Here is a 26,942-nt window from a genome sequence, read left to right on the forward strand (position 1 = left end):
CTAAATAACGGTAAAGAATGATGAACCTTAAATTACTATGTACCATGTGTGTGTTGCTGGCGGCCAGTACAGTGAATGCAACAGGCAGTAAACCTATTAAATTGTGGTATAAACAACCTGCAAACAAATGGGATGCAGAGGCTCTGCCTGTAGGAAATGGCAGGATGGGGGCGATGCTATTTGGCGGTATTAAGCATGAACGCATACAATTCAACGAACAAAGTCTTTGGAGTGGTGACAATAATTGGGATGGTGTTTATGAAACGGACGATCATGGCTTTGGTTCGTACCGCAACTTCGGCGAGGTTGCGGTTAACTTTGATCACGCCGACAAAGCGGCGACCTATCGGCGGGCGTTGAATATCTCTACGGGTGTTCATACCACGTCGTTTGTTATCAACGGGATACATTTTGAGCGGGACGCGTTCGCGAGTAACCCCGATCAAATGATGGTTTTCAGGTATACCGCCAGTAAAAAGGCAGCGCTGTCAGGCAGCATTGCTATGACCTCGGCTCAGGGAGCCATCAGTATTGCAAAAAATGGGGAGTTGAGTTTTAGTGGTGAGATGCCCAACCACCTGAAGTATGCGGCAAGCTTAATGGTTAAACACCAGGGTGGTTCGGTAACGAGCGAAGGCAATACTTTAATTTTTAAAAACTGCAGTTCGTTGCTGATTTTCCTGGATGCCCGAACAAATTATAAGCCTGACTATAGATTTGATTGGCGCGGTACTGATCCTATGCCATTAATTCAACAGGAACAAAAGATCGCATCTCAGGTTGGTTATAAAAAACTACTGAGCCGTCACATAAACGATGTAAGCCGTTTAACAGGAGCGGCCTCCATCGTAGTTGGCAAAACAAACCCTGTGCTGCTGTCGCTCCCTACGGATATCCGGTTAAAAAAATATGCATCCGGTGGTGATGATCCTGATTTGGAAGAAACCATGTTTCAGTATGGCCGATATTTGCTGATAAGTTGCTCCAGACCAGGCGGATTGCCGGCTAACCTCCAGGGATTGTGGAACGACAGCAACTCGCCGCCGTGGGCAGGTGATTACCACAATAATATAAATATCCAGATGAATTATTGGGCTGCTGAAACCACCAATCTTTCAGAATGCCATATCCCGCTTATCGATTTTATTGTTGCCGCCGAGGAGCCGTGCCGCGTTGCTACCCGTAAAGCTTTTGGAAAGGACATTCGCGGTTGGACAGCGCGGACCAGTCAGAATATTTTTGGTGGCAATGGCTGGGAATGGAATATCCCATCCAGCGCCTGGTATGCGAAACATGTTTTTGATCATTGGGATTTCACCCGTGATCATGACTATTTACGCAAGACGGCTTACCCTATGATTAAGGAGATATGTCAATTTTGGGAAGATCGACTCAAACAAATGCCAGATGGTTCGTTAATGGTACCTAATGGCTGGTCGCCCGAACATGGCCCGCGTGAAGATGGGGTGATGATGGATCAGCAGTTAGTTTGGGATCTTTTCCAAAATTATCTGGAAGCAGCCAAAGCGTTAAATATTGACACCGGCTATCAAATGAAAATTGCCGGTGAACAAGCTCGTTTGGCCCCCAATAAAATAGGTAGCTGGGGGCAGTTGCAGGAATGGCAGGCAGATCGGGACGATCCCAATGATGACCATCGCCACACCTCGCACCTATTCGCGGTATATCCGGGTCGTCAGATCAATTTAACCCAAACGCCAGCGCTTGCAGCTGCGGCGATTATTTCTTTGAGAAGCCGTAGCGGTAATTACGGAACTAAAATTAATACGCCTTTTACCGTTGAATCGACTGTTGGCGACAGCCGCCGCTCCTGGACATGGCCCTGGCGATGCGCAATTTGGGCACGTTTGGGTGAAGGCGAACGCGCGGGAGTTATGATCAGGGGATTGCTCACTTATAACACATTGCCCAATTTATTCTGCAGCCACCCGCCGTTTCAAATGGATGGCAATTTTGGAATAAGCGGGGCAATTGCCGAGATGCTTTTGCAGAGCCAGACAGGCGAGATACAACTGCTGCCTGCTGTTCCTAAAAGTTGGGCAGCCGAAGGAGCTTTTTATGGGCTTAAAGCACGCGGAGGATTTACGGTTGATTGCAAATGGCTCAATGGGAAAATAACCTCCTATCAAATTTATTCTGAAAAACCCATGAAAGTAAAGCTCCGTGTTAATAGTCAAATCAAAGAAGTTTTTTCAGCACGCCTAAAATGAAAATACTTTCCTACGTGTGCAGTTCTATACCAAAAACAATTTCACTAACAAACAGACTAAATTATGTTGCAAAAAAATCTATTGCTGTTCACTTTTATTCTGATGGCGAATTTTTTATTCGCCCAAAGCACATTTCAAACAAAGTGGTTAAAGATAAATATCAATAAAACCGGCTTTGTTACGGGCGTTTCCGCAATTAAAAGCCAAAAAGAATATTCTCCGAAAAATTATACATCGCCTTTCATGTCATTGTATGCGGGAAAGGAAAAAATATTTGAGCCGGTATCATTTTCCTATAATAAACAAAACAAGAAAATCAAACTTGCATTTTCCAATGGTTCGGTAGCAAGTATTGCAGTAGTTGACAAAAAGGACTATCTGCGATTCACTTTGCTTTCATTGACCAACCGCAGTCATATTACAAATATCGTTTGGGGGCCATATAAAACTACGATCTCGAGATACATCGGCGATATGCTTGGCGTGGTGCATGATGGCAATTTTGCTTTTGGCATTTTTTCATTGACCGATAATACTACCGGTGGCCTGCCTTGCGAGGGCGATTTGTCGCAGGGCTATTATTATGTCCATACCACAGATCCTGTTACAAATCCTTTGCCTGCGGGTTTACGCGAAGGGCAGCGTACCCGTTTTGGCGGCGACGGCATCAGCGATGTGGCGATGTCTTCGCATCCGGAAGATTATTATAAGACCAATAGCGGGATAGCGGCGCAACTTGCGCCGGAGTATGGCTCGTATGTGGCTTTGCAATCAAGGGACAGAAGAATCAGGCATCTGGATTTTTTCACCTTGTTGCCGGGGTACGAGCACATGAACCTGCCCCGCCATCAATGGGTGGACGCTATTCCCGTTGACTTTATCGGGTCATCTATTGCCATGTATGCCTGTCCTGATAGCGCGGTAATTGCCACGTTGGAAAAAATTACGAAAAATGAAAAGCTACCTTATATCACCACTTTGGATAATAAATGGATTCGCAACCCACAATCATTCAAGGCCGATTTGGCATGGGAAGGCAAGCACGATAGCCTGGTGAGTTATGCAAGACAGCTTGGTGTTTATGGCGTGCAGGACGAAGGTTTGGGAGAATATTATCCTAACCCCGCCGACCGCTGGGGCACAAAAAGAATTACCCTCAATGATCAAAAAATTCCCATTGCCGATTTTACAAAGCAAACCAACCGATACAATATTGCATATGGCCTGCATACCTTATGCGAATTTCTACAACCCAATTGCAGCGATGTTTCACCTGTTCCGAGCGATAGCTTAGAAACGTTATATTCAACCTACCTCGCAAAGAATATTTCTGCCGCCGATACAATTATCGTGGTAAGAGATACGACGTTCTTAAATGAGTATGGCGGCTGGGAAGGTAATCATACCAACGTGCTGAAATTGGGTAAAGAACTCATAGCGTACAATGGTGTAACCACTGCGCAGCCTTATACTTTGCTGCATGTACAACGCGGATTTTATAAAACATATGCTGCAGCCCATTCTGCGGGGGATAAGATCGATAAGCTGCAGCCCAATTGTTACCATGGTTTTGCGCCCAATATTCTTTTGCAGGATAAGTATGCTGAATACTATGCCAGGTTCCTGGTTGATGGCGGTATGAATTATATCGATTTTGACGGATTGGAAAGTTGTGTGTATCAGGCGCAGGGAACTTATTCTGAAAAACGTTTTTACAGAGAACTGTTCGATGCCTATCAACGTTTTGGTGGAAAATATCTAAGAGTAATGGGCTCTGGCATTTCAGAAGGCGGTTGGTTATTTATGAGTACAAATAATGTTGGGGGCAACAGTAATATGTACAACCCTGTCACCGACACCTGGGGCATTGAAGGGAAAGATATTCGCAACGGAAGCCAAAGCAATTATTTGCCCTGTACTTTTGGTATTCAGAATTTTTCTTCAGGCTGGACACATTTGCAGGCAGATAATCTGCAATCACGTGCTATTGGCTGGGATGCAATGTTTATGCTGGGCTTAACTGAGCATGATGTTGAAAAATGCAAAGACAAGGCGGCTTTCTTCGCTACTTTCAGTGCCTGGGAACATGCAAGAAATGCCGGTGTTTTTTCATCCGCCATAAAAAAAGAACTACGCAGCCCTGGCAAACATTGGCACTTGAGGGAACTGGATAAAAGCACCTGGTCATTGCAGGAGACGGGCATACAGGGAGAAAAGGTAGGCAAAGCAATAACGCTCAACAAAAGATGAACAAATTCAAAAGAAATAAATGAAAGGGAAACTGTTTTTTTCGGCGATTATTTTTTGGAGCATCCTCCATTCTGCCCGCTCACAAGAGCCGAATACCAAGCTACCTGCTTGGAAGGAAAGCAATAGGCCGGCATTTTCTCAGGATTGGTTAGTAAACCCTGTTGAACAAAAGGCAAATGTTTATGCTGATGGCAAGAATATTATCCTCAGTAATGGTTTAGTAAAAAGGGCCTTCCGTATTCAGCAAAATATCGCTTGCATTGATTACAGCAACCTGAGCAACGGCCAGCAATTGTTAAGGGCCGTAAAACCGGAAGCGCGGTTAACTATAGATGGCAAGGACTTCAATATCGGAGGCCTTTACGGACAAAAAGAGAACGCCTATCTGCTGCCGGAATGGGTGAGCGGATTTAAAGGCAATGACAATGATTTTCAGTATCAATCCTTTTCAGTAACAGATATTCCCCCATACATCCGTTGGAAACCGCGGGGTTGGGCTTTGAATACCGTTCCGGCTGCTGGAAAAATGCTCTCATTTGCCTACAAAAGCAATATTGATAACTTAAAGGACCTGCGTGTTACCGTGCATTATGAATTGTACAATAACATCCCGCTTATGGTGAAATGGCTTTCGGTTGAGAATAAAGGGAATAATACGATAACATTGAACAGGGTGGTAAATGAGCTACTGGCAACGGTAGAAGAAGAAAGCGCGGTAGTTGGATCCCCCGCTCAAATGGAAAAACAGCATGGGCTTTATCTGGAGACCAACTATGCCTTCAATAACTCCATGCGATATGATCTCAGTGACCAAACCACCCATTGGAAAGCCGATAGCAGTTATACGTCCCAGGTGAATTATGACTATAAGACGCCATGCTTGCTGGAAGTATACCCTGAAAAAGCTACCGGCATAGAATTAGGCAAGGGGCAAACTTTCAATTCGGTTCGCACCTATGAGTTGCTGATGGACAGTTATGACCGTGAAAGGCGCGGATTAGCCATTCGGAAAATGTACCGCACGGTAGCACCGTGGACAACAGAAAATCCCATTTTTATGCATTTGGTAAGCCGTAATGATCAAGATGTAAAAAGCGCTGTGGACCAATGCGCGGCAACAGGCTATGAAGCCTTGATCCTCAGCTTTGGCAGTCATTGCAATATGGAAGATAGCTCCGCCTCCAATATACAGCGGTGGAAAGCATTGTCTGATTACGCACATAGTAAACACATCATGATAGGAGGGTACTCCTTATTCAGTTCAAGGCGGATCAGTGACGAAGACGATGTGATCGATCCGGTAACAAAAAAACCGGACGCTGCAGCCTTTTTTGGCCACGCACCGTGTTTGGGCAGCAAATGGGGATTGGCTTACCTGGATAAATTAAAATACTTTATCAGCAAAACCGGGTTCGATATTTTCGAAAACGACGGGCCCTATCCTGGCGATGTTTGTTCGTCAACTACTCACCCCGGCCATAAAAACCTGGATGACAGCCAATGGCAGCAAATGGAATTGCAAAAGGGTTTATATCGTTGGTGCAACGAACATGGCGTTTATGTAAACGCGCCGGACTGGTATTTTCTGGATGGCACCAATAAAATTGCTTTAGGGTATAGGGAAGTTAATTTCTCTTTGCCGCGTGATCAGCAAATGATATTGAACCGTCAGAATATATTTGACGGCACATGGGAAAAGACCTCTGCTATGGGCTGGGGTTTCGTTCCGCTCACCCGGTACCAGGGCGGTGGTCCTGAAGCGGTGCTGGAACCTCTCTCAGACCATTTGAAAGACTATGAACAATTGATGATGCAATACTATGGAGCCGGTGTTCAGGCTTGTTACCGTGGACCACGGTTGTACGACACGGAGGTTACCCGAAAGAGGGTAGTAGGTGTCATCAATTGGTATAAAAACTACCGTGCTATCCTCAATTCTGATGTTATCCACCTTCGCCGGGCAGATGGCAGAGATTGGGATGGTTTACTGCATGTGAATCCACAGCTTAGTACAAAAGGCATGCTCATGCTGTATAATCCACTTAAAGTGGCTATTACAAGAACCATTAAAGTACCGCTCTACTATACGGGATTGACAAATTTGGCAACGGTTCGCCAGAAAGAGGGGATGGCAAAAAAGTATCTTATTGACAGAAAATATGAGATAGAATTAACCTTTACCATCGCTGCTGAGAGTTACACTTGGTTTTCCATTGAGTAATACGAGCTAAGCAAATATTAATCGTACCATAATTTCAAAATGAAAATTTTTCTATTAACCGGGGTAGCGCTGTTGGCTTGCATTGGGCGGGCCGAGACCGCCTTCGGACAGGTTAAAACAGCAAAGCAGTCGCCTGGCAATACTTCTGCTATTGCAACGATAGGGGCATCCGCTACCCGGTCATTTGATAACGATTGGCTTTTTTCAAGGTTTGGGTTACAGCCTGATGGAGCAACGAAACCCGAACCGCAGGGGTTGGAGCAGGTTGCCCTGGACGATGCATCCTGGCAAAAACTGGATTTACCACATGACTGGGCAATTCAGGGCCCATTTCGTATAGACCTGGCCGGTGAAACCGGCAAATTGCCGTGGAAAGGTATTGGCTGGTACCGCAAACATTTTATTATTCCGCAAACCGATCGTGGCAAAAGGATATTTATAGATTTTGACGGGGCAATGGCTTATGCGAAGGTTTGGCTTAATGGTCATTATCTGGGCACATGGCCCTACGGCTACAGCTCCTTCCGCATGGACTTGACCCCCTATTTGAAATTTGGCGGAAAGAATGTTTTGGCAGTTAGCCTGAATACGGAGAAATGGGACTCAAGGTGGTATCCAGGCGCCGGTATTTACAGACATGTTTGGTTGGTAAAAACCAACCAGGTGCACGTCGGGCATTGGGGAACTTCTATTACTACGCCTGAAATTACTAAAAAAGAAGCGAGAGTGAAGTTAGCCATCTCCGTGGATAACCAGGGAACAACACTGGTGAACGCACAGATCAGTACCAATATCTATGAACTCAGTGCCGGCAATAAACGGGGCGCGATGGTGGCCTCTGTAAAAGGAACAGCAATAAAAATAGGCAGCGCATCCAGCGTTACGATGAACTCGGAGACCCTTATATCCCATCCTAAACTATGGGATATCGTTTCTCCAAACCGGTATCTTGCTGAAACATCAGTAATGGTGAACGGGAAAGTGGTGGATTCTTATAATACCCCCTTTGGTATCCGCACCCTTGAGTTTACAGCAGACAAAGGCTTTCTGCTCAATGGCAGACGGGTAGCCGTACAAGGCACCTGCAACCATCATGACCTGGGGTCACTGGGGGCCGCCGTTAACACCAGTGCGTTAACACGCCAGCTTAAAATACTTAAAGAAATGGGTTGTAACACATTACGTACCTCCCACAACCCTCCCGCACCTGAATTACTCGAATTAGCAGATCAGATGGGCTTTCTGGTTTGGGACGAAGCCTTCGATTGCTGGAAACATGGGAAAAAGAAACTCGACTACAATCAACTTTATGATGAGTGGAACGAAAAGGACCTGCAAGCCATGGTCCATCGTGACCGGAACCACCCTTCTGTATTTATTTGGTCTATTGGTAATGAGGTAATGGATCAGCGGGATGTTGAAATGACTAAGCATCTTGCCGGGGTAGTGCGGGCGGAAGACTCTACGCGTCCAATTTCCAACGGCTACAACGACCCGGATGGGGGCCGCGAATCCGGCGCTGTTGTCGCATTAGATGTGATGGGGGTCAATTACTTTTTTAGTCAGCAGCCCAAATGGGACGCAGACCCGCGTTACAAGAACAAGCCTACTATCGGGAGTGAAACATCTTCCTGCGTGTCCTCAAGAGGGGAGTATTTTTGGGATAAGGCGTATCAGAACTGGCAGATATCCTCCTACGATACTGCAAAACCGGGCTGGGGATGCAGCCCCGATGAACAATTTCGTACCAATGCAAAATTTGCCAACCTTTTGGGCGAATTCGTCTGGACAGGCTTTGATTGCCTGGGCGAACCAACACCTTATGGCTCTGATGAAACAAACTTGCTAAACTTCAGGAATGATCCCTCAAAAAAGGCTGAATTGGAAAAGAAGCTGGAGGAAATGAGGAGTCACAACCCGCCTTCACGCAGCAGCTATTTCGGCATCGTTGACCTGGCCGGGTTTCCTAAAGACAGATTTTATCTGTATCAATCACACTGGAGGCCGGAATTGCCGATGGCACATATCCTGCCGCATTGGAACTGGGCAGAAAAAATCGGAGAAAATATACCGGTACACGTTTATACCTCCGGCAACGAGGCGGAGCTGTTTGTCAATGGTAAAAGCATGGGGCGCAGGAAAAAGAAACCTGACACTGATTTTCGCCTGATTTGGGATAGCGTAAAATATGAGCCGGGAATTGTTAAAGTCATTGCTTACAAAAACGGGAAGGTGTGGGCTACGGATAGGGTTAAAACTACCGGCGAGGCGGCAAAACTATCACTCTGTGCCGACAGGTCTGTTATTGGCTCCGATGGCTCCGACCTTGCTTACATCACTGTAAAGGTGGAAGACAAAGAAGGGTTAACCGTGCCGAGGTCTCATCCTCTGATAAAATTCTCGGTGGACGGGCCCGGCGAAATTGTCTCTACAGACAACGGCGATGCTACCAGTTTTGTATCCTTTCAAAGCCATGCTCGTCCGGCATTCAACGGTTTGGCATTGGTTGTTGTCCGTGCAAAAAAAGGAAGGAGAGGTAATTTCACCGTGAAGGCAAATAGCGATGGCTTGGAAAAAGGCAATGTTACAATCGAGTCAAAATAAAGCTAAAGCTTGACAATTACCCAATGGTTATTTAAAAATCAACACCTAAGTTCATTTCAATAATCGCCATGAAAAAAATAATTTCATACGTTACGCTCTTTTTTTTAATGCAATCTGCGCTGCATGCACAGGCGAATGATGTTGCTCCCAACATTATACCGGCCGTTCGTCAATGGCGGGCAGGTCGTGGCTATTTTATTATCAGTGCCTCAACGGAATTCCGGTTCAGGTCATCCGTTGCAACACAAAGGACCATTACCCTATTCCGCGAAGACTTAAATACATTGCAGGGCAGAAAACAACACGCCCGCACAAAATTAAAAGGAGCCAAAAATTACATCGTGATAAAGATCACACCTGAACACCAGGCATCCCAAGTACAAAAGGAATCTTATCAGCTGGAAATAAAACCAGGGCGAATTATTATAAAGGCGAATGATGATGCCGGCGTTTTTTATGCGACCAGGACATTGCTGCAATTAATTGAACAGGGCGTTGATAAACGGACTATTCCATGTTATACTATTTCTGACACCCCCGCTTATCGTTTCAGAGGATTTATGCTGGATGTTGGGCGCAAATTTTTCCCAATATCGCAATTGAAAGATTACATATGCCGCATGAGTTGGTATAAAATGAATCAATTACAACTGCATTTCAACGACCAGGCTTTTCACGGTGAACACTACTCGGCGTTTAGGATCGAAAGCAAAACGTACCCTCAACTAACAGCAAAGGATGGATTTTACACGCAGCGGGAAATTAAAGAATTAATACAATACGCTGCAGAACGGGGTATTAACATCATTCCGGAAATTGACGCGCCCGCCCATGCCATGAGCATTTTGGATATTGCCCCTGAATTAAAGAATGAGAAACTGCAAGACGGGCAATTAGATGTGTTAAACCCCCAAACCATCAATATGATGGAAAAGATATATGACGAATTTGTACCGTTGTTTCCATCGCCCTATTTTCACATTGGAACCGACGAATACAGATTTAAAAAAGCGGCAACAACGGAAGATCGCAAGGCTTTTGCGGCTGGCTTTTGTGATTATATCAACCATTTCAACAAATACATACGCGGTAAAGGAAAACAGGTGATGATATGGTCAGGATACAACCAAATGGCAGGGTTTACGCCTATTGACAGCAACATCGTAATTGATATGTGGTTGGGCAAGGACGCTAAAGAACAGATTAACGAAGGGCATCAAATAATCCACTCCACGGATGAATGGTTATATATTGTTCCGGGCGCAAATTATTATGGGGTGGACAACAAATTTTTATATGAAAAATGGATGCCTAATGATTTTGGGCCGAACCAGCAACTCAATCCAGGCGAATCTAATTTATTAGGCGCGAAGTTACATGTGTGGAATGATCTTGGGCCAATGGGTTTTACTTACCATGAAACGGCGGACGAGATTGCCATAACTTTACCGGTTATAGCCCAGAAATTGTGGGGCAACAAAATGTCACTTACTTTTAATGACTTTATAAAAAGGGCTGATCGCTTAAAAAATGTGCCACAGGTGCATGATGCAAGGTTATTGGAGAATTCAAAAAGTTCCGATCCCATCATAGACATTGATTTCAAAAAAAATAGTTTACCCGATGCCGTGGATAAGCAATTAATAAAGCTTTTGACGGGTGTTGACTCAAAACCGCTGTTGGCGCTTGACAAACATGATTTTGTTCAGTTAAATTTAAAAGCAGATGAACTGGAACAGCCATGGACATTGAGCTTTTGCGTTAAAAGAATGGACGATAGTGATACAACGATGGTGCTGTTCGAATCTCCCTATGGAACAATTTTCCTGAATCTCAGGGATAAGAAATCCTCAAACGCCGGATTTGGTATTGCCCGGACTGTTGGTTATAAAGAGTATGCAGGTGATGATGGGGATTTTTACTATCAAATATTTAATCGTGTTATTCCTGTAAATAAATGGACGCAAGTAACGTTAACCGGCGGCCACAATTCCTGCACCTTGTATATCAATGGCAGCGAAATACAATCTGTTGAAAAGCAGTTCGTATGTCCGCTAAAAACAATTGGAAGCAATAGCGGTCATCTTTCCGCTTCGGTGTTATTAGCTAATTTAAAGGTATACAGCCGGGTGTTAAATAAGGAAGAAATAAAAGCACTGTCTTTAAATTCTGCCCCATTTTTAACAGATTGATTATTGATGCGATAAACCAAAACTGCTTCTTGCTTTTAAAAGCTGTATGGAATGCATAGGAGCCAATAACAATAAAACGACTGCAATACGGTAAGCTGAATGGTCAAATCATTAAAAGAATAGTATTAAACAAGCTGGGCGTAAGCGACAATTAAATGGTACGATGAAACAAATTATATTAACAAGCATTGGCTGGCTCGGTGTGGTTTTGTGCACCACAGGCTATTTATTATTGAGTACAAAAGTGATAAGGGCAGAATCGCGGATTTTTCAGTTATTGAACATTCTGGGGGGGCTCTGCCTGGTGGCAGTAGCTGTTGATGCTAATGATATGCCAAATGCGGCAGCTAACCTGTTATGGATGTTTATTGGTGTATATGCATTGGGGCGTAGATTAAGAACGCAAAGGAATGTTAGAACTGATTGAACTATCGATCCCCAAAATCTCATAAGCTCTATTCTTATAATATTCAAGCCGTTCAGCATATGCCTTTTTGTCGCTTTCCAAAGAAAGGTAAAAATAAGCGCCATCTACCAGTACAAAAATCAAATCGGCCGCGGTTTTGGGGGCCGGAACATTTATAAGCTGTTTTTCATTACAGTGTTCTATCATTGATGTAAGCGCTTGACGAAGGGAATCGAGTATGAGCTTATATTTCGTTTTAATCTTTTTCTCTCTGAAAGCCAGAGCATAAAAAGTATAAAATAAGCCATCGTCAAATAACAGGTTCCATTTCTTCGAAAAAAGCATTTCAATCGTTTTCTGTAAGTCTGCAAGCGAAATGGCTTCGTTACTATTAATCGTGTAGATCAACAGATACCTTTCGAGAATATAATCTATCAGCGCATAGGTAAGATCTTCTTTTGTTTCAAAATAATGACTGATCAGGCTCGGGTTTATATCCATCACCTTCGCTATTTTGGCTATCGACGTGTTCTCATAACCCTCCTTTTTGGCAACAGTGTAAAAGGTTTTTATGATCTCTAGTTGTCTTTTTTCTTTAAGACTTTTTCTGCCCATGGTTTACGATATGAGGCGACCAAACTACGCAAAAGTACTTTCATAAAAAAATTAATAAATTGATTGGTCATTCAATTAATTTATTAATATTGTGCTAACCAATTAATAACATGCGAATCAGAGCTTTGCCGGGCCTCAGATAGCACGGCATGCGAAAATCAAACACGTTAAACCTTTATTCAATTATGAAAAGAAAACTACTATTGATCTGCTTCATTTTTTTTGCAGCAAAGGGTTTTGCCCAAAATATCACCGTAAGGGGTGAAGTTTTGGATGGCCAAACCAAAGGACCCATCCCCTCGGTAAACGTAAGGGTAAAGGGAACAGGCAAGGGTGTCACCACAAATGTAAATGGCGTTTACTCCCTTGCCAATGTGAATCCAAATGCGATTCTTGTCTTCTCTTTTACGGGGTACAAACAACAAGAGATTGATCTGAACGGGCGCACCCAATTGAATGTGACCCTTATGCCTGACTACGGTAACCTGAACGAGGTTGTCGTTGTTGGTTTTGGTACAAAGAAAAAAATTGACATCACCGGAGCAATTGATCAGATTTCAGGGAAACAGCTGGAGTCACGACCTATTGCCAACGTAGTGCAAGGGTTGCAGGGGCTTAGTCCGGGATTAAACATTACCTACCCCGGAGGCGCGCCAGGCACGGTGCCAACCATTAATATCAGGGGATTCACCTCTATTAACGGCGGCTCGCCGTTAATCGTAATTGACGGTATCCCGGCAGCCGGCAACGATGATATGTTGAGATTGAGCCCTTCAGATATCGCATCCATCTCCATCTTACGTGATGCTGCATCAGCAGCTATTTATGGAGCAAGGGCCTCGTTCGGCGTTATACTAATTACCACTAAACAGGGTGTTGCTGGTCATCAAACCATTAGCTACAATGCGCTTACATCGTGGGGAAAGCCAACCGTACTGCCGCAACCGGTCACGGATCCTTATATCTACACCAGGGTGCTCGAAACGTCTACAAATAACACACCCTGGACTTATGTGAATTATACCGATGAACAATTCCAATGGGCTAAAGACAGATCGGATAATCCATCCCTTGCAGACACCAGGCTAAACCCATCCGATCCAACCAAATGGGATTACATGGGAAGCAACAACTGGTACAAATACTTTTTTAATGATGCCAGTTTATCCCAAAACCATACGTTAGCTCTTACAGGTGGCGTCAATGTAAATCAAACACCTTTAACTTATTATTTGTCGGGAGATTATACCAAAGAAAACGGTCTGAATAAACTTTCACCCGACTACTGGGACCGGTATGGTCTGAGATCAAGGCTGGGATTTTCTCCTTTAAAATGGCTTAAAATAGATAACAACCTTAATATTTACCAAACCAAACGTGCGCAGCCGGCAGCCAGCATTACCGATATTTATTACCTGCAGCCAACTGATGTAGCCAAAAACCCGGATGGTACCTGGGCCAATACCGGCGCCGGAAGGCTGGCAGCCAGCTTGGTTGATGGTGGTGATAATCTTCAGACGATGTTTGGTTTTCAAAACATAGCCAGTGCAACTGCTACATTTTTAAATGGAGATTTACAGATAAAAGGCGATGCTTCTGTTAAAAGAGAGATGTGGAAGTATCACGCTGATACGAAGCCGTACAGTATTGGATATGGGCCAAATGACGTCAGGGATCAGGGCGGTATCGGAAGCGTAACCGAAAATAACAGCTATCTCTATAATAATGCATTCAACCTGTATACCACTTATCAGAAAACCATAGGCAAACATTTTATCAGCGCAATGATAGGGTATAACGCTGAAGATTATAATTATTCAACAATCGGCGCCTCCAATGGCGGGCTCATATCATCGTCATTGCCTTATCTTGCACTTACCAACGGTACTACCCCATCAATAAGTTCACAATATACAGCTTACGCTACTTCCAGTGTTTTTGGCAGGGTAAACTACACCTATAAAGGACGTTATATTTTGGAAGGCACAGGCAGGTACGATGGTTCATCACGTTTCCCTTCAGAGCGACGCTGGGGCTTTTTCCCATCGGCGTCAGCGGCATGGATAGCAAGTAATGAGGATTTTTTTAAACCCCTGACCCCAGCAGTATCTACATTAAAATTGCGCGCATCGTATGGCGATCTGGGTAATCAAAATGTGAGCGACTTTGGGTATATACAAACATTACACACCGGTGTGTCACCCTACTTAATAGGAGGGAACAATCAAAGCCCGATTATTAACGGCGCTCCGGCGTTAACCGTTGACCCTAATTCATATACCTGGGAAAGGGTCTCTACTTTTAACGTGGGTGGAGATATCGGTTTGTTTGATGACAGGTTCCTGGCAGGGTTTGATTATTATATCCGAAATACTAAGGGCATGCTTACCGCCGGGCAGACATGGCCGGGCGTGCTTGGAACTGCATCACCACAACAAAATGCGGCCGATGTAAGAACCAAAGGCTGGGAGTTATCAGTAACCTATCAGGACAAATTTATGCTGGCAGAAAAAACCTTTAGTTTTTCTGCCAAGGTGTCCCTGGCCAACTCTGATGCCGTAATCACCAAATTCAAAAATGATCAGAATCTTTTTTCTAACTATAGGGTAGGACAGAAGATCGGCGACATATGGGGATTGGTAAGCGATGGTTTTTTTCAGAATCAGGCGCAAATAAACGCGCTTGATGAATCGGCTATCGTTCCCTGGGGAGCCCTCAATATTGTCCCAGGCTGGCCCAGATATAAAGACCTGAACGGGGATGGCAAAATAGAAACAGGCTTAAGTTCGAACGATCCAAAAGATTTGAAAATTATTGGCAACAGTGCTGATCATTATAGCATCGGCACCAATTTGAATATGAATTGGAATGGCATTGATCTTTCAGTCTTCCTGCAGGGTGTATTAAAAAAGGCTTATTACCCACACCACTATTTGTTTTGGGGCCCCTATCAGCAGCCTTATGCCAATATATACCCATGGCTTCTTAATTATTATCGTCCAACAGCTGAGACAGCCGCGCAAAGAGCCCAGGATTCGAAATCTTATATTGCAGCAGGGCTCGCCGATGCCAATACCAATTCTTATTATCCTGTACTGCAGGCATGGCTGGCCGATGCCAATTATGGTGCCGGTTTGGATATCCCACAAACTAAGTACCTGTTAAATGCCGCTTATTTAAGAATTAAAAACGTTTCATTGGGTTATTCTTTCCCCGTCAATTTGACAAAACGAGCCGGTATCAGCCGTCTTCGCATTTTTGTAAGCGGCGACAATCTTTATGAGTTTTCGGCAATTAAGAAATATATAGATCCTGAGGCCGTCAATCAAGGTTACAGTGCCTGGGCCTATCCATTTCAGCGGAAATACGCTATTGGCTTAAACCTGGATCTTTAATTTTTAAGCGATTTAACAATTATAAAAAAATTAGTCATGAAGAAATATATTATATATATCCTGTTTATTGCAATCGCATTTACTGCCTGCAAGAAAAGTGATCTTGACCGTTTCCCGCAAACGTCCATTTCACCCAATCTTTTCTTTAATACTGAAAATGACCTGTCTTCATACGTTAATGGTCTGCTTTCAATGCCGGATAGATACAGCTATCTGAATGATCAAAGCAGTGATAATGTTTCAACTACCGCCAATTTAGAAGTAAAAAATGTGATGATAGGTAATGCAACCGCGCAAAATATTACATCCGGTTGGGATTGGGGCAGGCTACGTGATATTAACTACTTTTTAGAAAACTACAATAAGGCCAAAGTTAGTGCAGACATAAAAAACCATTACGCAGGATTGGCCAAATATTACAGGGCCATGTTTTACATGGATAAAATTAAACGTTTTTCGGATGTTCCCTGGTACTCTGGCACTTTAAATCCAGGAGATAAAGCACTATATAAGGCACGCGACCCCAGGGCTTTAGTTATAGATAGCGTAATGGCCGACCTGGATTTTGCCTATCGGCATGTAAATGAAAGCGTCCCTTCCGGAACACCCGGAAAATGGGCAGTAGCTGCATTTTATGTCCGCTCGGCATTATATGAGGGTACTTACCGTAAATATCACGCAGAACTAAATTTAGCAGCCAGCGCAAATGCTTTCCTGCAAACCGCCGTAAATATAGCCGGCGACATGATGACTTCGGGGAAATTCGCTATTTATAATACCGGAAATCCTAATCAGGATTATGCTGCTTTGTTCAGCAGCCAGGATTTAACTGCAAATTCGGAAGTTATTTTGGCTAATATTTTTGACATGAGCAAGAATAGGAGCGAAAACGTAAATGGGGTGGTTTTTGGCGATTATGAGCAGGCCCCTGCTAAAGACCTGATCCAGGCTTACCTGATGAAGGATGGCAGCCGTTTTACTGATCAGCCGAATTACGATACGACGGGTTTTGTACAGGAATTCAAAAATCGCGACCCGCGACTGCGCCAAACCATTGCTTACCCCGGATGGATCCAGGCTCCCAATACAACCCCGTACATTCAGAAGCTAAACAAAAATTTTACCGGCTACCATCAATTGAAAGGGTATGTGAACAGCACCGATCAAGCTACCTTAAATGGTGTTGATTTCCCGGTATACCGCTATGCAGAAGTATTGCTGAGCTATGCCGAAGCGCTTGCTGAACTGGGTACTTTAACTCAACAGCAACTTGATGCATCCGTAAACCTGATCAGAAGACGAGCTGGTATGCCGGATTTGAATCTGGCGCAGGCAAATTCATCTCCCGACCTAATCTTACAACAAAAATATGGTAATATCGGTTCAAACGCCGGGGTGATAATTGAGATCAGAAGAGAGCGCCGGGTGGAATTTGCATTTGAAAACCTGAGATATGATGACGTTATGAGATGGCATGCCGGAAAATTACTGGCTCAAAGCCCTCGAGGAATTTATTTCCCAGGCCTTGGAAAATATGATTTAACAGGCGATGGTATACCGGACATTATTTTGATTGATGAATCTCAAACTATCCCGCCTGCCGACCAAAAGGAAAAAAATTCTTTGGGAGTGCCTTTGATTTATTACCGTACGGGTACTGTTGGCTCTGATGCCACTGTATACTTACAAAATGTTAACACCGGTAGCGCTATCGTGACTGAATCGATCGTGCGTGATTTTAAGGAACCTAAATATTACTATCGCCCTATACCGCAACAACAGGTATTGTTAAATCCTAACCTTAAGCAAATATTCGGCTGGTAACGGACGATCAATAATTTCTATGGACAAAAAGATGAAACTAGACAGAAGATCTTTATTAAAAACAGCCGGGTTAGCCACCGGTCTAATGATGACCGGTGGCCTGCCGGCCCTGGCTTCTACAGATACACAGCAAGACAGCAAACGAAAAAAATTGGCACTTAAGGTGGCTCATATTACCGATGTGCACATTACAGACGGGAATAATGCACCAGAACGATTCAAAAATTGTTTAAAGCATATTATAGCCGAGCACAAGCCCGATTTTTTCTTAAACGGGGGGGACTCCATTATGGATGCATCCTACGATAATGTAAAATACGATCAGGTGATTCAGCAATGGCGTATTTGGGATGAATGCATAGCGCAGCTGGATAACTATGAAGTGCATAGCTGTATCGGTAACCATGATCCGTGGTGGAAGGCACCCTCTAAAGAGGATGAAATGTACGGGAAAGAATACGTCGTTAAACGATTGAAAATTCCGCATCGTTATTATAGCTTTCACAAAAAAAACTGGCACTTTATCGTGCTTGATGGGAATAATGGCAATATTTCACTTGATCCTGAACAGTTCAATTGGCTGCAGGATGAGCTGGAGAAATTACCGGCATCTACCCCCACATTGCTGATGTCTCATTTCCCAATTTTGGGCGCCACACAGGTGCTGGTTGGCGGCGGTCATTCTGATTGCAAGAAGTTAAAAGATTTGTTTTACAAACACCGCGACAAAGTGAAGATCTGTTTAAGCGGTCACAATCATTTGTCGGACCACACAGCATATAATAATGTTTTATATTGCTGCAATGGCGCTATGAGCGGTTTTTGGTGGGGTAAGGGCGATGCAGAATCGGCGGGCCCGGGTTGTTACCTGGAAACCCCGCCAGGTTATGCGCTATTAAATCTGTATGATGACGGAACCGTTGAAAATGAATATTTCCCCCATACTTTTTGATGAGATTCGCCTATTTGTGTCCGCCTTTTAGCGTTCGCAGTAGCTCTTTTATCATTAGTCCCCAAGGCAGGTTACAACTGTCCTGGGGATTTTATGCTACCAGGGCATTGTTTAGTTTTGATGACCAATTTCTAATTTTATAACATCCATTTATTAGCTATGAAAGTTCTACAATCAACAAGTATATTTTTGCCCTTTTTGCTCTTGGTTAGTCAAGTCATACAAGCCCAGGCACCCAAAGATCCTGAACGGAGAAAGGACGTTAAAGCCCCCGTTGATACTTCATGGTACCAGCGTTCCGCAGGTGACAAAATGTTTGTAAACAGCCAGATATACAGCCCTGCCGGGCAAAGTCTTGACCTGGCCAAAGGCACCAGGGTATTGAACCTGGCGTTGGCCCGGCAAAAGAAATTTCTCGTTTCAAAAAACCTCGATGGGCTGTCTGTTATCGATGCGGACGGCTTTAAGGTGCTTAACCAGTTCGAGTATGAAAAAGGCGAATCAGGTTCCATGTATGGCCTGACCCTTGACAGCAACGATTCCACCGTTTACTTTACCGGTGCAGAAAGAAACCTGTACATCGGAAATATTAGTCAATCGGGCGGATTCAAACTTGCAAAAAAGATTGATCTATCTGTTAATAAAAAAACATCAACACCTTTAGGTATAGGGCTGGTTGACAGGGACATTGCTTATGTGGCCCTTGCTATTGCTAACCAGGTAGCAGTTGTGGCTGTTACCAAAGGTAAAGTATTGAAAAAAATTCCGGTTGGCGTTTGCCCTTATGCTGTAATTATCAGCAAAGACAAAAGGTTCGCGTTTGTGAGTAATTTCGGCGGCCCCCAGGCAAAAAAGGGAGACAGAACAGAGGTATCTGCCGGAACAAAAGTCGCTGTGGACGACCGTTCTATAGCATTGCGCGGTTCGGTTACCGTAATCGATATTCAATCAGGGAAAGTGATTGATGAGATCCCAACCCGCATATACCCCGAATCAATGGCGCTGTCGCCCGACGGCAACCTGCTTTATGTCAGCGATGATAGCGGCGACGGTATCAGTGTGGTGGATACCAAAACTTTTAAAGTTGTACAAACCATTAATACAAAACCTGATCCGTCTCTGCCTTATGGAAGCCTTACCACAGCGGTAACATTTAGCCCGGACGGGAGCGTATTATATGCCGCCAACGCAGGCAATAATGCCATCGCGCTTATTGACCCTAAGCAACCGCAAAAAGGCCCATACGGCTTTATTGCGGGCGGCGGATTTCCCGGGGCAGTGTGCGCTGCCGGGCATGATCTGTTTATTGGTAACGTTACCCCGCTTAAGCAGGGGGCCTTACAAAAGGTGGTACTGCCCCGCACTAAATCACAACTGGATGCATATACTGCGGAAGCTGAAAAGGGATTTCATTTTATAGAGTTGCTCAGGGCGCAGGCCGAAGCGGATTTAAATGCCAGGCCTAAACCGGTTCCGGCAAATGTGGGTGAACCTTCCTCTATAAAACATGTTGTCTATATCATCAGGGAAAATAAAAAATTCGACCAGGAATTAGGCGATTTTGGAAAAGGAAATTGTGACTCTACGCTTGTTGAATATTCAAAACGGGTAACCCCCAATTCGCACAGCCTTGCCGCCCAATTTGTTTTACTGGACAATTATTATTGTAACGGCGTTAACTCAAGCGATGGGCACCAATGGGCGACCCAGGGCATTACTACGCCATACCACGAAAAAGACTTTTCAGCCGGACGTTGTGCTTATGATTTTGGCACAGATCCCTTATGCTATGCCGCATGCGGTTTTATTTGGGATCACCTGTTGCGCAAAGGTATTTCTTTCAGAAATTTTGGCGAGTTTGATTTAGCTGAAGTGACAAAAGGTAAAACCTGGAGAGATTTATACAATGCATGGAAAGACAAAAGCGATTCGATCTGGTACAAATGCAGTTATCAGGCAAAAAGCCTGGAAAAATATAGCGATTTGCGTTACCCGGGTTGGAATTTAACTATTCCGGAACAAATCAGAGCTGATTTATTTATTAAAGCACTACAGGAATATCAGGCAAAAGCTAGCTTCCCTGATTTTACTGTTATTTACCTGCCTAACGACCACACCAGCGGGTATGACGAAAATCTACCCTCTCCGCGCGCTTACGTGGCCGATAATGACCTGGCAACAGGTAGAGTAATCGAAGCGCTTTCGAAAAGCCCTTTTTGGAAAGATATGGTCATATTTGTGAATGAAGACGACGCGCAAAGCGGCGCAGATCATATTGATGGTCACCGGTCGGTTTGCTTTGTAGCAGGTCCTTACGTAAAGCGTAATGCCATAGTTAGCAAATTTTACAACCAGGCATCAGTGCTGCATACGATTTGCCAGATATTTGGCGTGCAGCCTATGAATCAAATAGTGGCAATGGCGCCTTTGATGACAGACTGTTTCAAGGAAGATCCCGATTATATGGGCTATTCGTCATTAACGCCTGGTGTCGCTATAAATGAAATGAACCCGCCAAAGAAAAAGATAGCCAATAAAACAACGGCAAGGCTGGCGCCTTTAACCCAGAAAATGGATTTTTCTAAGCCCGATCTGATCGATCGAGATGCTTTGATATTCAGTGAATATATTTGGTCCACAATTTATGGTGATAAACCTTTTCCCAAAGAATACTTTGGGGCGCATGGAAAAGGTTTAAAAGCGCTTGGCCTGAAAGCAGACCCTAAATTAAAGGATGACGATGACTAATATATTGGTTGCCTGGATTTGATCCTCAAGGCCGCTCAAAACTGCCTTGAGGATTTTATGCTACCGGAGAATGTTCCCGATAAACCGGCTTCCCCTATTCCGTTAGTCAGAATCGGGTGCGCAACGTAGCGCCATACACACGCGGATTGCCTAAATGCGAAGCGCCAAAATCATAAGCGTAATCTATATAATGCTTATCCGCTAAATTGCTTCCCCACAAAAACAGATCGAATCTTTTAGTACTTACGCCAAGCCGCGCATTAAATATACTGTACGCTTTTTGCTCAATTTGATTGGCCAGGTCGAAATACTGGTCGCCTAAATACCGCCATTCGCCCCGTACCACCAGTTTAACACCTTGGTTCAACGGACAGGAGTATTGTAATGCCAGCATAGAGGTTACGTCCGGCGTATAGATCTGGTGATTGCCTTTTAAGTTTACTGCTGCGCCGTTGTTTGGCAGTTCAAGTGAGGTGTACCGCGCATGGGTGTATCCAAAATTGTAGTAGACATCCAGCCCTTTCAAAAGGGTGGCTGCTACTTCCGCTTCGGCGCCCTTGCTGTTGAGTTTGCCCGCATTTTTTGTAACCGTAATAGCATCTGGCAATATTAGCGTAGGAACCTGGGCGTTATTAATCAATGTATAGAATATACAAAGATTTACCCGCAGCCTGTTATTGAAATAACTATTTTTTGACCCGATCTCGTAATTGTCACTATATTCAGGTTTGTAGGCAAACAAGGGTGGCTCGGAAGGATCCGAAGAGATCTGGCTGATGCCACCGGCTCTGAAGCCGCGGCTGTAGCTGGCGTAAACATTGTTGCGGTCAGTAACGTGATACGACAGGCTTATTTTGGGAGTAAATGCATGGAAGGTTGCAGTTGACGAGGTATCATTTTGTGTAAGCTCTGCAGCACCTCCGTCTGGTTGAAACTCTCCCTTCACCTCTTCTTTTTTATGCTCGTAATCATAACGTATACCCGCGGTGACGTCCCATTGCGCATTGAAGCTATAGGTCGCCTGGCCGTAAACAGCAGCACCATAATTACGTTCTACATTGGTATTTATACTGGTAAAGTCATTCATTGGCGAACCAACAGCAGCAGCATCGTCACCAAAGTGAGTGCCTACTTTAGTTGGGGCGTAACGATAGAACCCATATAACCCTGTAGCCCATTTGAAATTACTTTCAGACGCAGGTGACGAGAATTTGAATTCCTGCGTGCCCACCTTAACTTTATTAAATGCATGACCATAATTATTGATCACAGACACGGCGTCAAGAGGGGAGAAGTCACCGTCTATGGGCTTAGTGTAATACCGGTAGTTTTCCTGGTAGGTGCTTACCGAGGTGAAATTAAAAGCACGACCGGCGTAATTAGCCGCCAATGATGCATTGAAGATATTATCGATCATGGTGGTCGTCGCGTTCTGATCTAGCTTAAAAGGCTGGGATAATGCATCCGCCGGACTTCCGGCTAAAGTGAACGGCCCGTTGTTGCGGTTTATATAATTCTTTACGTTTAAAGTAAGAGAGAACTTTTCCGAAGCCAGGTATTTCAGATAATAATTACCCAAAATAGAATGCTGTTTATCCAGTTTGGTATTGTTGAAAAGGTTAGTATAAAATCCGCCAAGACTGTTATAAAGTCCTGCTGCACCGAAAAACAATTTATCTGTCACTAAGGGGCCGGTTATGCCGATTGTATAACGTTGCTGCCCGTAATTACCCGCGCTGGCTTCGGCAAATCCCCTAAACTCATTGGTGGGTTGCCTGGTGACCACATTGATCACCCCGCCCATGGCATTGCGGCCATACAACGTTCCCTGCGGCCCGCGCAAAACTTCCACCCGTTCTACGTCAAAAAGCTGCGGTATATAGGTGTCCAGGCTGAACTGGCTTACGCCATCTAGGTAGGTGGTAACAGCCGGGTCATACGATGTGGTTGTTATGCCACGGATGCCGGTTACATTGCGGTTATCACCGGGACTGGCCGAATACAGGTTGGGAACGATTGCGGTGATATCTTTTAGGTTCCAGACCCTGTAGTCCTGGATCTGTTTAGCCGATAAGGTAGAAATACCGACAGGCACATGCTGCACTTCTTCCTCTCTTTTTTGGGCGGTCACCACAACCTCATCCAGCCTCTTGCTACTTTCAATAAGCTGAATAGTAATTTCCTGGTCCCGGTCGCTTATCGTTACTTCTGTATTCACCTCAGCAAAATGTTGATCGATAATGTTTACGGTGTATTTACCCGCCGGTACCCGGGCAAAATGGAATTTTCCGTTTTTACCAGAACTGGAAATATAATTCGTGTTCAAAAGCTTCACAGTTGCGCCCGGCACAGGTTGCCCATGGATATCGGTAATAGTGCCCGACAGTTGATAGCCAGACTGTGCATATGCTGAACAAAAACAAGTCAGCGTTAAAATAAGAATGATTATTTTTTTCATTATAATAGAACCGGTGAAAACGGTGTGAACCGCATTCACCAGTGGGGATTTTAGTTATTTTATTTAAGAGAGTATATCCAGTTGATGATCTTTTTAGCGTCCTCGGGTTTTAAATTGGGATGAGCCGGCATATCTACATCCCCCCAGTTGCCGTGGCCGCCTTTAGCAATCTTTTGGGTTAGCTTCTCTGTTGTTGCATCGCTCTTGTTGTATTTTTTGGCTACATCGGAAAATGCCGGGCCGACGGACTTTTCGTTCACTTTGTGGCAAGCCTTGCAATCAAGCGACATCATCAGTGCCTGCCCCGCCCCATTTGCCTTTTCCATCGCAAGCTTGTTTTTTAGCAGTTCTGAATCACTGCCCGCCAGTACAGATACTATTTTACTTTTTGCGCTCGCTCCCTGCTCATCAGTCACCTCAACAGATATATTATATTTTGCTTTTTTAGTAAAGGTGTGCGCCAGGGCAGGCTTCAGCGTATGTTTTTTTACACCATTACCCAGGTCCCAGGTATACGTTAGTTTATCGTGTTCAGGGTCAGAGGCGAATACTTTAAATACCACCGGCAGCGGCAACTTTCCGTAAGCCTTACTGGCGGTGATATTGGTTATCTCAGGCGCCCGGTTTCCGGTGTTATAATCAATTCTGGCTAAACCCGCATCCTTATTTTTAGAAAACCAGCCTGAGCCATATTCCAGCACATATATCCTTCCGTCTGGCCCGGTCTCCATGTCAATTGCCGAATTAAACTTGGTCCCTGCCATAAAGGGTTCCATTTTGTCCAGGTCCCCATTAGGAAGCAAGGTCAATACTTTAATCCAACCGCGTATCCAGTCATAAAAGAAAACCTTTTTATCATAGTACCCCGGCAAACGGGTTGCTTTTGGATACATATCAGTGTAGTAAGCCGGACCGGCCATCGCTGTGCGGCCACCTGTGCCTACCTGTGGGAAATCATTGGATGGCCCGTAAGGATACCAGATAAGCGCAGACTGTGCTGGAGGGAGTTCCTTTAGCCCTGTATTGTTACGTGAATTATTAACAGGGTGCTGCGGGTCAAACGCTTCTCCGGATATGCCTGTTTCATAATCGTATCGGCGATAAGGGATGTTTGGTCCGATAAATAGTGGCCATCCGAAAAAGCCTGCAGCGCGTGCCTGATTAAATTCGTCGTATCCACGTGGACCGCGGGTATCAAGACTATCAGCATTGGCATCCGGGCCAACCTCGCCCCAATAAAGGAACCCATTCTTTCGGTCAACTGAAATTCTATAAGGGTTCCTGTCGCCCATCACATAGATTTCAGCGCGTGTGCCTGCTGTTCCGGGTTTAAACAAATTTCCCTCGGGGATGGTGTAGCTGCCATCCGTGTTCATTTTTATTCGTAATATTTTTCCGCGCAAGTCATTCGTATTACCTGCTGATCTCCGTGCGTCATACTGGAGATGACCAGGATGATCATCCAATGGAGCAAAGGCATGGGTATCATATCTGGCATGGTTGCCCTCATCAAAAGGCGTGGAATTATCACCCGTAGATAGAAAGAGCTGGCGATCATTGCCGAAGGCAATAGACCCGCCGGTGTGGCAGCAGATCTCCCGCTGCGAATAAAGCTGCAACACCACCTTTTCTGTCTTAACATCGACGGTATCGTTTACAAAAGTAAACCGCGACAGGCGATTGACCGACGTGTCTTCTGGGCTGTAATAAATATAAACGTAATGGTTGTTCTTGAAATCAGGATCGGCTTGTATTCCCATCACACCCTCTTCGGCATTAACACCAGGGGTATGCGATTTCCAGTACGCATCTAAATAGCCTACCTGTTTTACGGTCTTTGTATCGTTTTTGTAAAGTAATATCTCACCGCGGCGTTGCACCACCAGTATGTCAAAGTTGGGCAGGATCGTCATTTCTGTCGGCTCAAAAAAAGTGCCGGTTACCAGTTGCGTTTTTACAAACCGGTTCTCTTCCGGTACACGTAAAGTAGTGCAATTGGCATAATTTAACCTTTTCTGCGTACCCATTGCATACTGAATCCCCCCCAGTAAATGTTTTAAATAAGCCGGGTCGCTGTAGGATTCGTCGGTGTGGCCTAGTTCAGTATAAAAAGCACGGCCTCCCTCAAAATTATGGTACCAGGCCATCGGATGCCCGGCACCGTTAGTGCCGCCTTTATAACTGCTCTCATCGATGGTGATCAGCACATGAATATCTTTGCTGATATTCTTAAAATTATACCATTCGTCCGTTCTTTTCCACTCATCGGGCAGTGCCTGGGTTGAAGGGTGATTTTTATCGGTCACGTGTAATGTAGCGGGCTGAATGGCTGGGTGATTGTCAAAGTAAGCTCCAATAAGCCTGCCATACCAACGCCAGTCATATTCCGCATCGGCCGCAGCGTGTATGCCGACAAAACCGCCGCCCGCCTGAATATATCTTTCCAGGTCTGCCTGCTGGTAGTTGTTAAGCATATAACCAGTCGTATTCAGGAAAATAAGCGCATCATATTTTTTGAGATTGGTCTCAGTGATCTTTGCTGCATCTGAAGTGGTGTCCACCTCAAAATTATGGGCATTTCCTAACTGCAGGATGGCGGCAGCACCTGTAATGATGGAACTGTGGTGAAAGCCCTGGGTCTTGGTGAAAACCAATACGCGGCGTTTTGTAGCGGCATTACTAAAGTTAAACAAGGCCGGCAGGGCAACGAGTAACAGTAGGGTAAATTTTAATTTCATGAGCGATCTTTAAATAATTATATCATACTTTTTATCCATTATACAATTGAAAATGGGGGAGGGGGTAGATGAAAATATAAAAATAAGGGGAAAAGTGATAACACCAGGGAGCCGGTGATATTTTGGGTTGATTTGTTGCCTTATTTCCGTCATAAAAAGGTATAACTAAAAATAAAGTAATAGCAGGGCGATTTTTAATCTCATCAGTAGCGGGTACAGCTTAAATTGCAAAAATGATACAAGTTAATAACTGCTGTGAATCTATTGCAAATGAGACGCTAATTAGCTTTGGCCCACTGCTTCAACAA

Annotated in this window: 13 protein-coding genes; 10 read left to right on the forward strand and 3 right to left on the reverse strand. The window is 44.5% G+C overall.

Going from position 1 to position 26,942, the window contains the following annotated elements; genetic code table 11:
- Positions 1-17 precede the first annotated feature (17 nt).
- From Q3A68_RS14920 to Q3A68_RS14945, 6 genes are all read left to right on the forward strand, one after another.
- Positions 18-2,231, forward strand: coding sequence for a glycoside hydrolase family 95 protein (locus Q3A68_RS14920; protein WP_302901904.1), 2,214 nt, complete (start codon positions 18-20; stop codon positions 2,229-2,231).
- Between the two features lie 63 nt (positions 2,232-2,294).
- Complete coding sequence (locus tag Q3A68_RS14925; protein WP_302901905.1) at positions 2,295-4,481, forward strand: hypothetical protein; 2,187 nt, start codon at positions 2,295-2,297, stop codon at positions 4,479-4,481.
- 19 nt (positions 4,482-4,500) lie between these two features.
- On the forward strand, positions 4,501-6,702 hold the full coding sequence (locus tag Q3A68_RS14930; protein ID WP_302901906.1) for an alpha-galactosidase: 2,202 nt from the start codon (positions 4,501-4,503) through the stop codon (positions 6,700-6,702).
- 39 nt (positions 6,703-6,741) lie between these two features.
- A complete protein-coding gene (gene galB, locus Q3A68_RS14935; RefSeq protein WP_302901907.1) occupies positions 6,742-9,306 on the forward strand; it encodes a beta-galactosidase GalB in 2,565 nt (854 codons plus the stop codon).
- A 68-nt stretch (positions 9,307-9,374) separates the two neighbouring features.
- A complete protein-coding gene (locus Q3A68_RS14940; RefSeq protein WP_302901908.1) occupies positions 9,375-11,498 on the forward strand; it encodes a family 20 glycosylhydrolase in 2,124 nt (707 codons plus the stop codon).
- Between the two features lie 163 nt (positions 11,499-11,661).
- Positions 11,662-11,925, forward strand: a complete 264-nt coding sequence (locus Q3A68_RS14945; protein WP_302901909.1) for a CBU_0592 family membrane protein — start codon at positions 11,662-11,664, stop codon at positions 11,923-11,925.
- On the opposite strand, the gene Q3A68_RS14950 is transcribed toward Q3A68_RS14945, so the two are convergent.
- Complete coding sequence (locus tag Q3A68_RS14950) at positions 11,893-12,519, reverse strand: TetR family transcriptional regulator (protein WP_302901910.1); 627 nt, start codon at positions 12,517-12,519, stop codon at positions 11,893-11,895. The two genes, Q3A68_RS14945 and Q3A68_RS14950, sit on opposite strands and share 33 nt — an antisense overlap.
- A gap of 185 nt (positions 12,520-12,704) precedes the next feature.
- Between Q3A68_RS14950 and Q3A68_RS14955 the strand changes: the two genes are divergently transcribed.
- From Q3A68_RS14955 to Q3A68_RS14970, 4 genes are all read left to right on the forward strand, one after another.
- Complete coding sequence (locus Q3A68_RS14955; RefSeq protein WP_302901911.1) at positions 12,705-15,914, forward strand: SusC/RagA family TonB-linked outer membrane protein; 3,210 nt, start codon at positions 12,705-12,707, stop codon at positions 15,912-15,914.
- Between the two features lie 36 nt (positions 15,915-15,950).
- Entirely contained in the window at positions 15,951-17,738 is a 1,788-nt protein-coding gene (locus Q3A68_RS14960) for a RagB/SusD family nutrient uptake outer membrane protein (RefSeq protein ID WP_302901912.1), read from the forward strand.
- Positions 17,739-17,769: 31 nt separating this feature from the next.
- Positions 17,770-18,690: a metallophosphoesterase family protein gene (locus tag Q3A68_RS14965; RefSeq protein ID WP_302901913.1), complete on the forward strand. Its 921-nt coding sequence runs from the start codon at positions 17,770-17,772 to the stop codon at positions 18,688-18,690.
- 159 nt (positions 18,691-18,849) lie between these two features.
- Positions 18,850-21,438, forward strand: coding sequence for a bifunctional YncE family protein/alkaline phosphatase family protein (locus tag Q3A68_RS14970; RefSeq protein WP_302901914.1), 2,589 nt, complete (start codon positions 18,850-18,852; stop codon positions 21,436-21,438).
- A 106-nt stretch (positions 21,439-21,544) separates the two neighbouring features.
- Here the strand turns inward: Q3A68_RS14970 and Q3A68_RS14975 are convergent, their stop codons facing one another.
- Together Q3A68_RS14975 and Q3A68_RS14980 are read right to left on the reverse strand one after the other, a co-directional pair.
- Positions 21,545-23,896: a TonB-dependent receptor gene (locus Q3A68_RS14975; RefSeq protein ID WP_302901915.1), complete on the reverse strand. Its 2,352-nt coding sequence runs from the start codon at positions 23,894-23,896 to the stop codon at positions 21,545-21,547.
- A gap of 59 nt (positions 23,897-23,955) precedes the next feature.
- Positions 23,956-26,634: a ThuA domain-containing protein gene (locus Q3A68_RS14980; protein ID WP_302901916.1), complete on the reverse strand. Its 2,679-nt coding sequence runs from the start codon at positions 26,632-26,634 to the stop codon at positions 23,956-23,958.
- Between the last annotated feature and the right edge of the window lie 308 nt (positions 26,635-26,942).

It is taken from the genome of Mucilaginibacter tolerans, from assembly GCF_030519375.1.
Taxonomy (GTDB): Bacteria; Bacteroidota; Bacteroidia; order Sphingobacteriales; family Sphingobacteriaceae; genus Mucilaginibacter.

Bases quoted from the DNA above. Each gene is read 5' to 3' on its own strand.
- Q3A68_RS14955 (WP_302901911.1), top strand. From the start codon at position 12,705: ATGAAAAGAAAACTACTATTGATCTGCTTCATTTTTTTTGCAGCAAAG.
- Q3A68_RS14940 (WP_302901908.1), top strand. From the start codon at position 9,375: ATGAAAAAAATAATTTCATACGTTACGCTCTTTTTTTTAATGCAATCT.
- Q3A68_RS14920 (WP_302901904.1), top strand. From the start codon at position 18: ATGATGAACCTTAAATTACTATGTACCATGTGTGTGTTGCTGGCGGCC.
- galB (WP_302901907.1), top strand. From the start codon at position 6,742: ATGAAAATTTTTCTATTAACCGGGGTAGCGCTGTTGGCTTGCATTGGG.
- Q3A68_RS14965 (WP_302901913.1), top strand. From the start codon at position 17,770: ATGAAACTAGACAGAAGATCTTTATTAAAAACAGCCGGGTTAGCCACC.
- Q3A68_RS14950 (WP_302901910.1), bottom strand. From the start codon at position 12,519: ATGGGCAGAAAAAGTCTTAAAGAAAAAAGACAACTAGAGATCATAAAA.
- Q3A68_RS14945 (WP_302901909.1), top strand. From the start codon at position 11,662: ATGAAACAAATTATATTAACAAGCATTGGCTGGCTCGGTGTGGTTTTG.
- Q3A68_RS14930 (WP_302901906.1), top strand. From the start codon at position 4,501: ATGAAAGGGAAACTGTTTTTTTCGGCGATTATTTTTTGGAGCATCCTC.
- Q3A68_RS14980 (WP_302901916.1), bottom strand. From the start codon at position 26,634: ATGAAATTAAAATTTACCCTACTGTTACTCGTTGCCCTGCCGGCCTTG.
- Q3A68_RS14975 (WP_302901915.1), bottom strand. From the start codon at position 23,896: ATGAAAAAAATAATCATTCTTATTTTAACGCTGACTTGTTTTTGTTCA.
- Q3A68_RS14960 (WP_302901912.1), top strand. From the start codon at position 15,951: ATGAAGAAATATATTATATATATCCTGTTTATTGCAATCGCATTTACT.
- Q3A68_RS14970 (WP_302901914.1), top strand. From the start codon at position 18,850: ATGAAAGTTCTACAATCAACAAGTATATTTTTGCCCTTTTTGCTCTTG.
- Q3A68_RS14925 (WP_302901905.1), top strand. From the start codon at position 2,295: ATGTTGCAAAAAAATCTATTGCTGTTCACTTTTATTCTGATGGCGAAT.